The sequence below is a fragment of the Enterobacter sp. HSTU-ASh6 genome (assembly GCF_026319105.1).
GTDB classification, from domain to species: Bacteria; Pseudomonadota; Gammaproteobacteria; order Enterobacterales; family Enterobacteriaceae; genus Enterobacter; species Enterobacter sichuanensis.
On record NZ_WSPD01000028.1, the window covers coordinates 1 to 13,111 of the forward strand.

The 13,111-nt window shown below is 54.1% G+C and carries 15 protein-coding genes; 8 read left to right on the plus strand and 7 right to left on the minus strand.

Annotated features, from left to right (window positions below):
* Positions 1 to 376: 376 nt before the first annotated feature.
* Complete coding sequence (gene gmhB, locus GM298_RS21615; RefSeq protein WP_025756838.1) at positions 377 to 943, minus strand: D-glycero-beta-D-manno-heptose 1,7-bisphosphate 7-phosphatase; 567 nt, start codon at positions 941 to 943, stop codon at positions 377 to 379.
* A gap of 188 nt (positions 944 to 1,131) precedes the next feature.
* Between gmhB and metN the strand changes: the two genes are divergently transcribed.
* The 6 genes from metN (at position 1,132) to proS (ending at position 6,711) form a co-directional block, all read left to right on the plus strand.
* Entirely contained in the window at positions 1,132 to 2,163 is a 1,032-nt protein-coding gene (gene metN / locus GM298_RS21620) for a methionine ABC transporter ATP-binding protein MetN (protein WP_025756837.1), read from the plus strand.
* Entirely contained in the window at positions 2,156 to 2,809 is a 654-nt protein-coding gene (locus GM298_RS21625; RefSeq protein ID WP_003856130.1) for a methionine ABC transporter permease MetI, read from the plus strand. The genes metN and GM298_RS21625 overlap by 8 nt, the downstream gene beginning before the upstream one ends.
* A gap of 40 nt (positions 2,810 to 2,849) precedes the next feature.
* Positions 2,850 to 3,665 carry a methionine ABC transporter substrate-binding lipoprotein MetQ gene (gene metQ, locus GM298_RS21630; protein ID WP_025756836.1) on the plus strand — a complete coding sequence of 272 codons (816 nt, stop codon included), beginning with the start codon at positions 2,850 to 2,852 and terminating at the stop codon, positions 3,663 to 3,665.
* 106 nt (positions 3,666 to 3,771) lie between these two features.
* Positions 3,772 to 4,176 carry an Rcs stress response system protein RcsF gene (gene rcsF, locus GM298_RS21635; protein ID WP_025756835.1) on the plus strand — a complete coding sequence of 135 codons (405 nt, stop codon included), beginning with the start codon at positions 3,772 to 3,774 and terminating at the stop codon, positions 4,174 to 4,176.
* Positions 4,173 to 4,880, plus strand: coding sequence for a tRNA (N6-threonylcarbamoyladenosine(37)-N6)-methyltransferase TrmO (tsaA, locus tag GM298_RS21640; RefSeq protein WP_259564755.1), 708 nt, complete (start codon positions 4,173 to 4,175; stop codon positions 4,878 to 4,880). Before rcsF ends, tsaA begins: the two co-directional genes overlap by 4 nt.
* A gap of 112 nt (positions 4,881 to 4,992) precedes the next feature.
* A complete protein-coding gene (gene proS, locus GM298_RS21645) occupies positions 4,993 to 6,711 on the plus strand; it encodes a proline--tRNA ligase (protein WP_045285883.1) in 1,719 nt (572 codons plus the stop codon).
* A 47-nt stretch (positions 6,712 to 6,758) separates the two neighbouring features.
* Here the strand turns inward: proS and nlpE are convergent, their stop codons facing one another.
* The 3 genes from nlpE to GM298_RS21660 are packed head-to-tail and all read right to left on the minus strand — an operon-like array spanning position 6,759 to position 8,456.
* On the minus strand, positions 6,759 to 7,457 hold the full coding sequence (gene nlpE / locus GM298_RS21650; protein ID WP_025756832.1) for an envelope stress response activation lipoprotein NlpE: 699 nt from the start codon (positions 7,455 to 7,457) through the stop codon (positions 6,759 to 6,761).
* A 34-nt stretch (positions 7,458 to 7,491) separates the two neighbouring features.
* Positions 7,492 to 7,914 carry an alternative ribosome rescue aminoacyl-tRNA hydrolase ArfB gene (gene arfB, locus GM298_RS21655; RefSeq protein ID WP_023334585.1) on the minus strand — a complete coding sequence of 141 codons (423 nt, stop codon included), beginning with the start codon at positions 7,912 to 7,914 and terminating at the stop codon, positions 7,492 to 7,494.
* Positions 7,911 to 8,456, minus strand: a complete 546-nt coding sequence (locus tag GM298_RS21660) for a YaeQ family protein (RefSeq protein WP_025756831.1) — start codon at positions 8,454 to 8,456, stop codon at positions 7,911 to 7,913. The genes arfB and GM298_RS21660 overlap by 4 nt, the downstream gene beginning before the upstream one ends.
* A 196-nt stretch (positions 8,457 to 8,652) precedes the next feature.
* Here GM298_RS21660 and GM298_RS21665 point away from each other — a divergent pair, with 196 nt between their 5' ends.
* Together GM298_RS21665 and rof are read left to right on the plus strand one after the other, a co-directional pair.
* On the plus strand, positions 8,653 to 8,853 hold the full coding sequence (locus tag GM298_RS21665) for a YaeP family protein (protein WP_008501889.1): 201 nt from the start codon (positions 8,653 to 8,655) through the stop codon (positions 8,851 to 8,853).
* The gene (gene rof, locus GM298_RS21670) at positions 8,840 to 9,100 is read left to right on the plus strand and encodes a Rho-binding antiterminator (protein WP_025756830.1); all 261 of its coding nucleotides are present in this window, start codon (positions 8,840 to 8,842) and stop codon (positions 9,098 to 9,100) included. Before GM298_RS21665 ends, rof begins: the two co-directional genes overlap by 14 nt.
* 28 nt (positions 9,101 to 9,128) lie before the next feature.
* On the opposite strand, the gene tilS is transcribed toward rof, so the two are convergent.
* The 3 genes from tilS to GM298_RS21685 form a co-directional block, all read right to left on the minus strand.
* Positions 9,129 to 10,418 (minus strand): tRNA lysidine(34) synthetase TilS, encoded by a 1,290-nt coding sequence (gene tilS / locus GM298_RS21675; RefSeq protein WP_266155278.1) that lies wholly within the window; start codon positions 10,416 to 10,418, stop codon positions 9,129 to 9,131.
* A 58-nt stretch (positions 10,419 to 10,476) separates the two neighbouring features.
* The gene (locus GM298_RS21680; protein ID WP_266155279.1) at positions 10,477 to 10,866 is read right to left on the minus strand and encodes a VOC family protein; all 390 of its coding nucleotides are present in this window, start codon (positions 10,864 to 10,866) and stop codon (positions 10,477 to 10,479) included.
* A gap of 65 nt (positions 10,867 to 10,931) precedes the next feature.
* Positions 10,932 to 13,064: a lysine decarboxylase LdcC gene (locus GM298_RS21685; protein WP_266155280.1), complete on the minus strand. Its 2,133-nt coding sequence runs from the start codon at positions 13,062 to 13,064 to the stop codon at positions 10,932 to 10,934.
* Positions 13,065 to 13,111 lie beyond the last annotated feature (47 nt).

Sequence of the window (13,111 nt, forward strand, 5' to 3'; positions counted from 1 at the left end):
ATTTAAAAGTTTGATGCTCAATGAATTAAACTTCGTAATGAATTACGTGTTCACTCGTTGAGACTTGGTATTCATTTTTCGTCCGAGGACGTTAAGAATCCATGTCACTTTGAGTGCCCACACAGATTGTCTGATAAATTGTTAAAGAGCAGTTGCAACGCGGCTTTCGCTCACCGTTGCGAGGTGGCGTATATTACGCTTTCCTCTTTCAGAGTCAACCCGTTATTTCAGGATTTTTTCTCTTCAACCGACCGGGCTGTTTGTGAAGTGATTCACATCCGCCGTGTCGATGGAGGCGCATTATAGGGGGCCGCCGAGGAATGACAAGCGGAAAAATGCATTTTTATTTCAACCGCTCATCTTTTCACCAAAAAGACTAGTTTTGATGCTTTTTAATTTCTTTTGGCAGGTCCGCCAGACTATTAATCACCCAATCCGCCGCTTTCTCCGCTTCTGGCGTGACTGGCTTACCGGTGCGAACCAATATTTTGGTGCCCACGCCCGCAGCCGCTGCTGCCTGCATATCTTCCAGTTTATCGCCCACCATATAAGAAGCAGCCATATCAATGTGCAGGAACTCTTGCGCAGAGATGAACATCCCCGGATGCGGCTTACGGCAGTCACAGGTCTGACGATACTCTTCTACACTCCCCTGTGGGTGGTGCGGACAATAATAGATACCATCAAGATCCACCCCACGGTCAGCCAGGGACCAGTCCATCCATTCGGTCAGCGTCTCGAACTGCGCTTCGGTGAATTTACCCCGCGCAATACCGGACTGGTTCGTTACCACCACCAGCGCATAACCCATCTCTTTCAGCTGGCGCATTGCCTCTATTACGCCCTCGATAAACTCGAACTCATCAATCTCATGAACATAACCGTGATCCACATTAATAGTGCCGTCACGGTCGAGAAAAATTGCGGGTACTGATTTTGCCACCGGTTTGCTCCTGAAAAAGGCATGTTCAGCTAGTATCTCATGAATCGCAGCGCAATAAAGTGCCCATCGCACAGAGTTGGATTGATTTAGACGTCTGGATGCCTTAACATCCGTTTTGTTTACGGTCATCACCCGTATCTGGCAGAAGAAAATGCCACGGCTAACTTACATACGATAAAAATAATCTAATGATTAAACTTTCCAATATCACCAAAGTGTTCCAGCAGGGGAACCGAACCATTCAGGCGCTGAACAACGTCAGCCTGCATGTTCCTGCTGGTCAGATTTATGGCGTCATTGGCGCATCGGGTGCAGGTAAAAGCACGCTGATCCGTTGTGTTAACCTGCTTGAGCGCCCAACCCAGGGTAGTGTAGAAGTTGGCGGGCAAGAGCTTACCGCGCTTTCAGAGAAAGAACTCACTAAAGCGCGTCGTCAGATTGGCATGATTTTCCAGCACTTTAATCTGCTGGCATCCCGCACCGTTTTCGGCAACGTCGCCCTGCCGCTTGAGCTGGATAACACGCCGAAAGAAGAAGTGAAGCGTCGCGTCACCGAACTGCTCGACCTTGTCGGTCTGGGCGACAAACATGATAGTTACCCGGCAAATCTGTCTGGTGGGCAAAAACAACGTGTGGCCATTGCCCGCGCGCTGGCCAGCAATCCTAAAGTATTGCTGTGCGATGAAGCCACCAGCGCATTAGACCCAGCCACCACGCGTTCTATTCTGGAGCTGCTGAAGGACATTAACCGTCGCCTGGGCCTGACGATCCTTCTGATTACCCATGAAATGGACGTCGTGAAACGCATCTGTGATTGCGTCGCGGTGATCAGCAACGGCGAACTGATTGAGCAGGACACGGTAAGCGAAGTGTTCTCCCATCCGAAGACCCCGCTCGCGCAGCAGTTCATCCAGTCCACGCTGCATCTGGATATTCCGGAAGATTATCTGGAACGGTTGAAAACAGAACCGACAGCTGAAAGCGTCCCGATGCTGCGCATGGAGTTTACCGGTCAGTCCGTTGATGCTCCCCTGCTTTCCGAAACCGCGCGTCGGTTTAACGTGAACAACAACATCATCAGCGCGCAGATGGATTACGCCGGTGGCGTGAAGTTCGGCATCATGTTGACAGAAATGCACGGCACACAAGAAGAAACCCAGGCAGCCATTGCCTGGCTGCAAGAACATCACGTAAAAGTAGAGGTACTGGGTTATGTCTGAGCCGATGATGTGGCTACTGGTTCGCGGCGTTTGGGAAACGCTGGCAATGACCTTTGTCTCTGGCTTTTTTGGTTTTGTCATTGGCCTGCCGGTCGGCGTGCTGCTGTACGTGACGCGTCCGGGTCAAATCATTGAGAACGCGAAGCTGTACCGAACGCTCTCTGCACTGGTAAACATCTTCCGTTCTATCCCGTTCATTATTTTGCTGGTGTGGATGATTCCATTTACCCGCGTGATCGTCGGGACCTCTATCGGACTGCAGGCGGCCATCGTTCCGCTGACCGTCGGTGCCGCGCCGTTTATCGCTCGTATGGTGGAAAACGCCCTGCTGGAGATTCCAACCGGTTTGATCGAAGCGTCCCGCGCGATGGGTGCCACGCCAATGCAGATCGTTCGCAAAGTCCTGCTCCCTGAAGCACTGCCGGGCCTGGTTAATGCCGCGACCATTACGCTTATCACCCTGGTGGGGTATTCCGCGATGGGCGGTGCCGTCGGTGCCGGTGGTTTAGGTCAGATTGGTTACCAGTACGGCTATATTGGATATAACGCTACCGTGATGAATACCGTTCTGGTATTGCTGGTTGTTCTGGTTTATTTAATCCAGTTCTCTGGCGATCGCATCGTCCGGGCCGTTACGCACAAATAACGTTACACACAACACAAACTCGACGAGTTAAGGATAAAACATGGCGTTTAAATTAAAGACCTTTGCAGCAGTAGGCGCGCTAATCGGCTCTCTGGCACTGGTGGGTTGCGGTCAGGACGAAAAAGATCCAAACCACATTAAAGTGGGCGTTATCGTGGGTGCAGAACAGCAGGTCGCGGAAGTCGCGCAGAAAGTAGCAAAAGAGAAATATGGCCTGGACGTTGAGCTGGTGACCTTTAACGATTATGTTCTGCCGAACGAAGCGCTGAGCAAAGGCGATATCGATGCGAACGCCTTCCAGCATAAGCCTTACCTGGATCAGCAGATCAAAGATCGCGGCTATAAACTGGTGGCAGTAGGCAACACCTTCGTGTATCCAATCGCCGGTTACTCCAAAAAAATTAAATCGCTGGACGAGCTGCAGCCAGGCTCTCAGGTTGCCGTGCCAAACGACCCAACCAACCTCGGCCGTTCCCTGCTGCTCCTGCAGAAAGTGGGCCTGATCAAACTGAAAGACGGTGTGGGCCTGCTGCCGACCGTTCTGGATGTGACCGAGAACCCGAAAAATCTGAAAATTGTGGAACTGGAAGCGCCTCAGCTGCCACGTTCCCTGGATGATGCGCAGATTGCGCTGGCCGTTATCAACACCACCTACGCCAGCCAGATTGGCCTGACGCCAGCGAAAGACGGTATCTTCGTTGAGGATAAAGACTCCCCATACGTAAACCTGATCGTGACTCGCGAAGACAACAAAGACGCGGAAAACGTGAAAAAGTTCGTTCAGGCCTATCAGTCTGAAGAAGTTTACCAGGAAGCCAACAAAGTGTTTAACGGAGGCGCGGTTAAAGGCTGGTAATCTCACCTCAGTGTAATATCATCAGGACGGGCTTATGCCCGTCTTGTCATTTGTGCAGGCAACTGATTCAATATCTGACGTTTTGATTATCCATTGAGGAAATATTATGCGTGCTTTACCGATCTGTCTTTTAGCACTCATGCTGAGCGGCTGTTCTATGCTAAGCAGATCTCCCGTTGAACCTGTTCAAAGCACGGCAACCCCGCCAAAAACCGAGCCTGCGAAACCGAAAGTGGTTCGCGCTGCGCCAGTTCGCATCATCACGAAGGCGGACGAACTCGTTGGTAAACCGTTCCGTGAGCTGGGTGAAGTGAGCGGTGAATCTTGTCAGGCGACCAATCAGGACTCACCACCGAATATTCCGACCGCGCGTAAACGTATGCAGATTAACGCGGCAAAAATGAAAGCCAACGCGGTCCTGCTGCACAGCTGCGAAGTGACCAGCGGCACACCAGGCTGCTACCGTCAGGCGGTCTGCATCGGATCTGCGCTGAACATTACGGCGAAATGAGTGCATTTCAGTTCGAGCAGATAGGCATCATCCACTCTCCTTATAAAGAGAAGTTCGCCGTGCCCCGCCAGCCCGGTCTTGTTACCAGCGGCAGCGGCGAGCTTCACCTGATAGCCCCTTACAATCAGGCTGATGCGGTGCGCGGGCTCGATGCTTTTAGCCATCTCTGGGTGGTGTTCGTGTTTCACCAGACGATGGAAGGCGGCTGGCGTCCTACCGTGCGTCCTCCTCGTCTTGGCGGAAATGCGAGAATGGGCGTATTTGCGACTCGCTCGACTTTCCGTCCAAACCCGGTTGGCATGTCGCTGGTTGAGCTGAAAGGCATACGTTGCCAGAAAGATCAGGTGGTACTCGAGTTGGGTAGCCTGGATCTGGTTGACGGCACGCCGGTTATCGACATCAAACCCTATTTGCCTTTTGCCGAAGCCCTCCCGAACGCGCGCGCAAGTTATGCTCAGGATGCCCCCCAGGCGGACATGCCGGTCTGGTTTACCCCTGAGATAGACTCGCAGCTCAGTCGGCTGGAGAAACGCTATCCTCGTTTGCGGAATTTCATCACCGAAGTGCTGGCGCAGGACCCCCGTCCGGCCTACCGTAAAGAAGAGGAAGCAGGAAAAACGTACGCCGTCTGGCTGCTCGATTTTAACGTTCGCTGGCGCGTCACCGGGGCAGGTTTTGAAGTGTTTGCTCTTGAACCCAGGTAATTTTGTTCTCCTCTCTTTTGGCATCTTTGCCACACTGGTAAACTAAACCACTTTTTTTGTGTCAGGCTGGTGTTTCAGCCTGTTCCAATCGTCGAAATGGAACCGTAACAACATGCGTACTAGCCAATATCTGCTCTCCACTCTGAAGGAGACGCCTGCCGACGCCGAAGTGATCAGCCATCAGCTGATGCTGCGCGCCGGGATGATCCGCAAGCTGGCCTCCGGGTTATACACCTGGCTGCCGACCGGCGTGCGCGTCCTGAAAAAAGTCGAAAACATCGTGCGTGAAGAGATGAACAACGCCGGTGCTATCGAGGTGTCCATGCCTGTGGTTCAGCCCGCTGACCTGTGGCAGGAGAGCGGTCGTTGGGAACAGTATGGTCCTGAACTGCTGCGCTTTGTCGATCGTGGCGAGCGTCCGTTCGTTCTCGGCCCAACGCATGAAGAAGTCATCACCGACCTGATTCGCAATGAGCTGAGCTCTTACAAACAGCTGCCGCTGAACTTCTTCCAGATCCAGACCAAATTCCGTGACGAAGTTCGCCCACGTTTCGGCGTAATGCGCTCTCGCGAATTCCTGATGAAAGACGCCTACTCTTTCCATACCTCTCAGGAATCCCTGCAAGAGACCTACGACAAAATGTACGAGGCATACAGCAAAATCTTCTCCCGCATGGGGCTGGATTTCCGTGCTGTGCAGGCCGATACCGGCTCCATTGGCGGTAGCGCATCCCATGAATTCCAGGTGCTGGCACAGAGCGGTGAAGACGATGTGATCTTCTCTGACTCATCTGACTACGCGGCGAATATCGAGTTTGCAGAAGCACTGGCACCAAAAGAACCTCGTGCTGCCGCAACGCAGGAAATGACGCTGGTAGATACGCCAAACGCGAAAACCATTGCCGAGCTGGTTGAGCAGTTCAACCTGCCTGTCGAAAAAACCGTGAAAACGCTGCTGGTGAAATCCACCGAAGGAAGCGCTTACCCGCTGGTAGCCCTGCTGGTACGTGGCGATCACGAGCTGAACGAAGTGAAAGCAGAGAAGCTGCCGCAGGTCGCCAGCCCGCTTACCTTCGCAACGGAAGCGGAAATCCGTGCCGTGGTAAATGCAGGTCCAGGCTCTCTGGGTCCGGTGAATATGCCAGTACCTGTGGTTATTGACCGCACGGTAGCCGCGATGAGCGATTTCTCCGCGGGCGCGAACATCGACGGTAAACACTACTTCGGCATCAACTGGGATCGCGACGTCGCAACCCCTGAAGTGGCAGACATCCGTAACGTGGTCGCAGGCGATCCAAGCCCGGATGGCCAGGGTACTCTGATGATCAAACGCGGTATCGAAGTCGGTCACATCTTCCAGTTGGGGGATAAATACTCTCGTGCACTGAACGCCGCGGTTCAGGGTGAAGATGGCCGTAACCAGATCCTGACCATGGGTTGCTACGGTATCGGGGTGACGCGTGTGGTGGCTGCGGCGATTGAGCAGAACTACGACGAGCGTGGCATCGTCTGGCCGGACAACATCGCGCCGTTCCAGGTGGCTATTCTGCCAATGAACATGCACAAATCTTACCGTGTGCAGGAGCTGGCCGAGAAACTGTACGCCGAGCTGCGCGCTCAGGGTATCGAAGTGCTGATGGACGACCGTAAAGAGCGTCCAGGCGTGATGTTTGCCGATATGGAACTGATCGGTATTCCGCACACTGTCGTCATCGGCGACCGTAACCTCGACAGCGACGAGATTGAATACAAATACCGTCGCAGCGGCGAAAAACAGATGATCAAGACCGGCGACATTCTTGATTACCTGGTTAAAGCCATCAAGGGCTAAACAAAAAACCCCGCTCAGGCGGGGTTTTTTAATGGCTCAACGTCAGCTTATTTGCTGTTACAGTCTTTGCCCGCGACAAACTTCGCGTCTTTATCTGCCACCAGCGTTTTCACCATCTCTCCACTATCCGGGTTGGGCTCCAGCGTAAAGTGACCGTCAACCGTCAGTAATACCGGCTTGCTGTCATTGCCGCGCGCCACGGCATAATCGCGTTCAAGCTGCGCATTGTTTGCCACGCTGACTTTCCTGCCGGTTGCGCAGTCGGTGAATATCGCCGCATCCGCCATGTAGAAATACATACCCCGCATTGCCATTGGCGTCGCAGGCAGGGCCGCTTTTACCGGCGCCAGCGTATAGTTGAACTGGGATTCGATAGGATTGCCTTCGCGATCCAGCATCTCCATCCCCTCGCCTTTGGCGCGGAAATACGTTTTCTCGCCGGCGGTATCCGTCAGAACCAGCTTCTCCGCCGTTCGCGCCCATGTCCCGTAAGACGCAAATGACGAAGGTTCTTTCGCGCCCTGATAGCGCTGATTCATCACCCAGGTTCCGTCTTTTTGCAGGAACAGAGAGGTTTCAATACCCTCACAGTCTGCGCAAGGCAATACACCGCGCCAGCTCTGCTGCATCGGCTTTAACTCTTCATTCTGCGCGGGCTGCAAAACCTGCGTTTCAGAACGGTTGTTACACCCAAAAAGCGCAAACAGCGTACTCACCGCCAGCGCTGACAATAATGCTTTTTTCACAATGAATTCCTTATGAAAATTGTGTTCCCTTTCGTCACTCTGTCGGGCGACGAACTTTACCGCGTAGTGCTTTCACTGTGGATTTCTGAGCCTTCGAGGACAGCCGGCGCTCTTTCGATGCGCGGGTTGGCCGCGTGGCCCGACGGCTTTTTTGTACCGTCGTTAATTCTTTGATGACCGCCACCAGCCTGGCTATTGCCGCTTCCCGGTTTAACTCCTGGCTGCGGTATTCCTGAGCTTTAATCACCATCACACCATCGCTGGTAATGAGATGATGGCTGGCGGCGAGCAGGCTTTCTTTGTAATACTCTGGCAGGCTTGAGGCCCGAATGTCAAAACGCAAATGGATAGCCGTCGACGCCTTGTTGACGTGCTGCCCGCCAGCCCCCTGCGCACGGATGGCGGTGATCTCCAGCTCGCTGTCAGGGATGCTGACGTTTCGGGACAAGACGATCATGACGCGGGCTGCCACGCCGTTAAATGAATTTCCAGATTATTCTGAGAATCAGAGAGCCAGATGGCGCCATCCTGAATCGTCGCCTGCAAAACCATGGTCCGGCCAGCGAATTCGCTCAGCTGCGCCAGCTGCTCATCATCCAGATACCAGACCGTAAGATTTTTAAATTGTGCGCACTTGCTCTTGTTTTGCTGCCACCAAATCTCCGCAGCGCGCTGATTATATGCGAATAAGGCCACTTCTGCGGATTGGGTGCAGGCCTTCTTCATTCTGCGTTCATCCGGCAGACCGAGTTCGATCCACAAATCGATACCCAGATGATCGTTGCGCAGCCAAGCTTCAGGCTCGTCTTCAGCGCTTAGCCCACGGGTAAATTGCAGCCGCTCGTCGGCGTACTTAATCCACGCCAGCAGGCGCAGCATCATGCGCTCCTGGGTTTCGGAAGGGTGGCGAGCCAGGGTCAGCGACGCATCCAGAAACTGGTTGCGATCAAGATCGGCCACATTGACCACTGCTTTATAAATTGTCGCTTTCAGCGCCATGAGAGAACTCCATTCGATTCAGGCGCACATTGTAGCGAAAACAGCGGCAAAAGGCTGTTACGGGGTGATAAATACACCGCTATCAAGGCTCTGATATTGCTTAAATGAGTATGGTATAGTCACCTTGCTAAACCGAGTTTATCTTCGTAGGCTTAATGAGATCTCACAGTAAGTCAGTGCGCTGGCGGGAGGGGATGTGAACAATTATTGTGAGTTAATTCGCAAACGGTATGCGGAAATCGCCAGCGGAGATCTGGGGTATGTCCCGGACGCGCTGGGCTGTGTATTGAAAGTGCTTAATGAAGTGGCCTCTGATGAGAGCCTTTCAGAGTCGGTCAGGGAAAAAGCAGCGTATGCTGCGGCGAATTTACTGGTGAGCGATTATGTCGATGAATGATACCTATCAACCCATCAATTGTGATGACTATGACAACCTCGAACTCGCCTGCCAGCATCATTTAATACTGACGCTGGAGCTAAAAGATGGCGAAGTGTTGAAGGCGAAAGCCAGCGATCTGGTTTCACGCAAGAATGTGGAATATCTGGTAGTGGAAGATGGCGGGGCGACGCGTGAGCTGCGTCTGGATAAAATTGCCAGCTTCAGCCACCCGCAAATCGGCACCGTCGTGGTGAGCGAATCCTGATGAGACTAACGGGCAGCCTGGCTGCCCGTTACGCTTTCTGCCACTCAAAACTGACACCCTCTTCCGACCACCCCGCTTCCGTGATGAAAACACCCGCAGCAGCAATCAGTGTTTCACCGTAAAACAGCAGCGGCGTGGTGTCGCGCAGCCACGGCGGCACGTTGCACTCCTGCCAGATCTTCTTAAGCTTGCGTCCCCCATTACGCCCGACGATATGCAGCATGCCGCCAGCCTTAAAGCGAACGGTTACCGGCTCTCCTGACGCAGGCAGTCGCACATGCCCAGACGGCACCAGAGTTACACGCCCGATCTCACAGGGCAATATCAGCGGTGCGTCAGGGGAAGACCAGTCGAGCACCACATCAGTGAGTGAAGGCATCGATTTTACCCACCAGAGCTCACCTTTAAAGCGTCTTACGTCAAAACCGTTCAGGTGTACGCAAGGAGCAGCATCTTCCCGCGCCAGGGCGACTTCGTCCCAGATGCGGCTCAGCATTGCCCGCGACGGCATCACCGCGTGATGCGAGGCCAGCCAGCGTCGTAACAGTGCTGCGCGACGTACCGGGCTCCTCCCTTGCAGCGGTGCAATTGCCAGCGCCCCATTTTCAGAGATCAGTTCAGCCAGCTCTTCACTTAACAGCTCATCGAGCAATGATTCCTGTTCTGCGCACAGTATGGCGCTTCTTGCTGTCGCATCGGCAAAATGCGGCCAGCGCTCGCGCAAAAGCGGGAGAACGCGCAAACGCAGAAAGTTACGGTCATAGCCGTCATCCTGGTTGCTCTCATCGTCAATCCAGTTCAGCTGATGTTCTCGTGCCCAGGCTTCCAGCGACGCACGCGTTTCGCCAAGCAGTGGGCGCAGTAATTGCGTCCCGGCAAACTCAGCCCGCTCCGGCATGGCTGAAAGCCCCGCCGGCCCGCTGCCCCGCTTAAGCGCCAGCAAAAAGGTTTCGCACTGGTCATCCAGATGCTGGGCCGTGACCAGCACTTCGCCGGGCTGTAGCGCGCCGGCAAACGCAGCATAGCGGGCTTTACGCGCCTGCGCCTCAACGCCCAGTCCCTCATCCTTAAGCGTGACGCGCTCCACAAGCAGTGGGATTGCCCAGGCTGCACACAAGGCTTCACAGTGCGCCACCCACGCCTCTGCGTGAGGGCTTAATCCATGATGAATATGCATTGCCCGAAGCTCGACATCGGGTTCCTGGTCGCGCCAGCATTTAAGACGATGGAGCAGAACGGTGGAATCCAGACCACCGCTAAACCCCACCAGCAGCTGGCGGTAGGGTGAAACGGCTTGTGCGATTGCGGGTAAGGTCATAGGAAATTACACATAAAAAATGCCCGAACGGAGCGGGCATTATCACACAGGACAAACATTACTGCTGGTAAAGCTCCAGCGGCAAACCGTCCGGATCGTTGAAAAAGGTAAAACGCTTGTCGGTGAACGGATCGACACGGATCGCCTCGCACGCGACGCCGTGCGCTTCCAGATGTTTGACTGCGTTATCCAGGTCATCAACGCTGAAGGCCAGATGACGCAGCCCACAGGCCTCCGGGCGGGACGGACGCGCAGGCGGAAAAGGAAAAGAGAACAGCTCAATCACATATTGCCCGTTCAACGCCAGATCGCCCTTCCAGGAGTCACGCTCCTCACGGTACGCCTCGCTCATCAGCGTAAAACCGAGGATATCGCAGTAGAAGGCCTTACTTTTCGCGTAATCGGTCGCAATGATCGCAATATGATGAACAGCTTTTAAACCCAGCATAGCTTCTCCTTTTTATGATGCCTGAACGTTACAACCGAAAACCCGCACCTGGCAAGCGGTCACCTTTATTTTAGGACTCGCACCCAGTAAACACCGTTTTCATCGCGCTTCGCACCGTGAATATCCGTCTCAAAACCCGGGTAGTGACGTCCTACTGAACAGAGCATCAGCAGGAAATCGAGCACGGCCCGGCTCGCTTCGGTAATCATCTCTCCTGGCATCAGGAGCGGTACGCCCGGCGGGTAAGGCAGGATCATGTTAGCCGATACGCGTCCGACCAGGTTTTCCAGCTCGACGGTTTCAACCTCCCCTTTCACCTGGCGCTGCCAGGCGTTGTGCGGCGTGAGTTTCATCTCGGGCAAGACATCAAAAGCCTGAAGCATGAGGCGCGGCAGATCGTGCTGACGGATCAGCCTGTGGATCCCCTGGGCCAGATCCTGAATGCGCATATTGCGGTAGAAATCAGGATCCTCCGCGTAGAGATCCGGCAGCATATTCTTCACCCGCAGGTTGAGATCGTAGGCGCGCTTAAACTCCATCAGGCCGCGCAACAGCCCCATCGCCCGGGTCTTATCAATCCCAATGCTGAAGAGGAACAGGAGGTTATAGGGGCCCGTTTTTTCCACTACCACGCCCCGTTCATCAAGGAACTTCGCCACCAGCGCGGCCGGGATCCCTTCATCGCTCATCCAGCCCTGTTCATCCATACCCGGCGTCAGGATCGTCACTTTTACCGGATCGAGGAACATGTGATCGCCATCGGCATCCCGGAAGCCATGCCAGCCTTCACCGGGTGAAACCGGCCAGCACGCCGCCTCATCAATCTCTTCCGGCTGCCAGATATCAAAGAACCAGCCGTCGGCTTCCTCTTTTAACCGCTGAACTTCTTTGCGGAAATGCAGTGCCCGCTCCACCGAACGATTAATAAGACGTTTGCCCGGATTACCACGTAGCATCGCCGCCGCCGTTTCAATGGAAGCCACCAGCGGATAGCTCGGTGAGGTAGTGGTGTGCATCATAAAGGCTTCGTTAAAGGTCTCTTCATCGTACTCGCCTTTGATGTGAATAAGCGAAGCCTGAGAAAACGCCGCCAGCATTTTGTGCGTCGACTGCGTTTCGAAGAACACTTTGCCCGGTACGCGTTCACCGCTCATGCCGCTTTTCCCTGCGTAAATCGGGTGGAAATTGGTGTACGGTACCCATGCGGAATCGAAGTGGATCGACGGCACGTCCAGCGTCTTTTTGATCCAGTCCGTGTTGTACAGCAGACCGTCATAGGTTGAATTGGTGATCACCGCATGGACAGGCCAGCTTGCACCGGGGACGGCCGCAACCTTGCTTTCAATGGCATCATGCGTAAATTCGCGCCGTGGAATACCGCCCAGAATACCCAGCGCGTTTCGCGTGGGCGACAGCCAGAGCGGTACGACGTCGCTCATCATGAGCAAGTGTGCCAGCGATTTATGGCAGTTACGGTCAATCAGCAGAGTGCTGCCAGCAGGTGCAGCGTACATCCCGACGATTTTGTTCGAGGTCGAAGTACCGTTGGTGACCATATAGCTCTGCTCAGCACCAAAGGTGCGGGCGATGTACTCTTCGGCTTCAAGATGCGGGCCGGTGTGATCGAGCAGAGAGCCCAGTTCAGTGACTGAAATGGATACGTCCGCTTTCAACGTGTTGCCACCGAAGAAGTCGTAGAACAGGCAGCCCACCGGGCTCTTTTGATAGGCTGTCCCCGCCATATGGCCTGGCGTACAGAAGGTATATTTGCCCTCCTTCACGTAGGTGAAGAGTGCGCGGGTAAACGGCGGGGTAATATTTTCGAGATATTCACCGGTATATTGCTGAATACGGGTCGCAATATCTTCCGCAACGCCGAGCGAATATTCAAAGAACCACAGCGCCATACGCATATCATTGGCGCTGACATCCATGGTCGAGTGGGTATTAATAAATGCGTACAGCGGGAGGTATTCGTTCAGCTTGTTGATATCGCTGCACAGTTCGAGGTCATATTCATCCCAGTCGAAGATCACCCCACAGATACGTGGGTTGTGCTCGATGAACTTCAGCAAGTCAGCGCTGTTGTGCGGCCAGATCAGCTGATACCCGCGCGCCTGCAGGGCCTGCTCCAGCTCCTTGATGGGCTCGTCTTTATAGAAGACGCCGTGCGGCCCCATAATGGCAATGATGTTCACGGTTTACCTCCTTGAAAAACATTAGCTAAGCATAGTTAAGGTAAACG

Coding starts and splice junctions, on each gene's coding strand:
- metN (WP_025756837.1), top strand. CDS start 1,132: ATGATTAAACTTTCCAATATCACCAAAGTGTTCCAGCAGGGGAACCGA.
- GM298_RS21625 (WP_003856130.1), top strand. CDS start 2,156: ATGTCTGAGCCGATGATGTGGCTACTGGTTCGCGGCGTTTGGGAAACG.
- metQ (WP_025756836.1), top strand. CDS start 2,850: ATGGCGTTTAAATTAAAGACCTTTGCAGCAGTAGGCGCGCTAATCGGC.
- rcsF (WP_025756835.1), top strand. CDS start 3,772: ATGCGTGCTTTACCGATCTGTCTTTTAGCACTCATGCTGAGCGGCTGT.
- tsaA (WP_259564755.1), top strand. CDS start 4,173: ATGAGTGCATTTCAGTTCGAGCAGATAGGCATCATCCACTCTCCTTAT.
- proS (WP_045285883.1), top strand. CDS start 4,993: ATGCGTACTAGCCAATATCTGCTCTCCACTCTGAAGGAGACGCCTGCC.
- arfB (WP_023334585.1), bottom strand. CDS start 7,914: ATGATCGTCTTGTCCCGAAACGTCAGCATCCCTGACAGCGAGCTGGAG.
- GM298_RS21660 (WP_025756831.1), bottom strand. CDS start 8,456: ATGGCGCTGAAAGCGACAATTTATAAAGCAGTGGTCAATGTGGCCGAT.
- rof (WP_025756830.1), top strand. CDS start 8,840: ATGTCGATGAATGATACCTATCAACCCATCAATTGTGATGACTATGAC.
- tilS (WP_266155278.1), bottom strand. CDS start 10,418: ATGACCTTACCCGCAATCGCACAAGCCGTTTCACCCTACCGCCAGCTG.
- GM298_RS21680 (WP_266155279.1), bottom strand. CDS start 10,866: ATGCTGGGTTTAAAAGCTGTTCATCATATTGCGATCATTGCGACCGAT.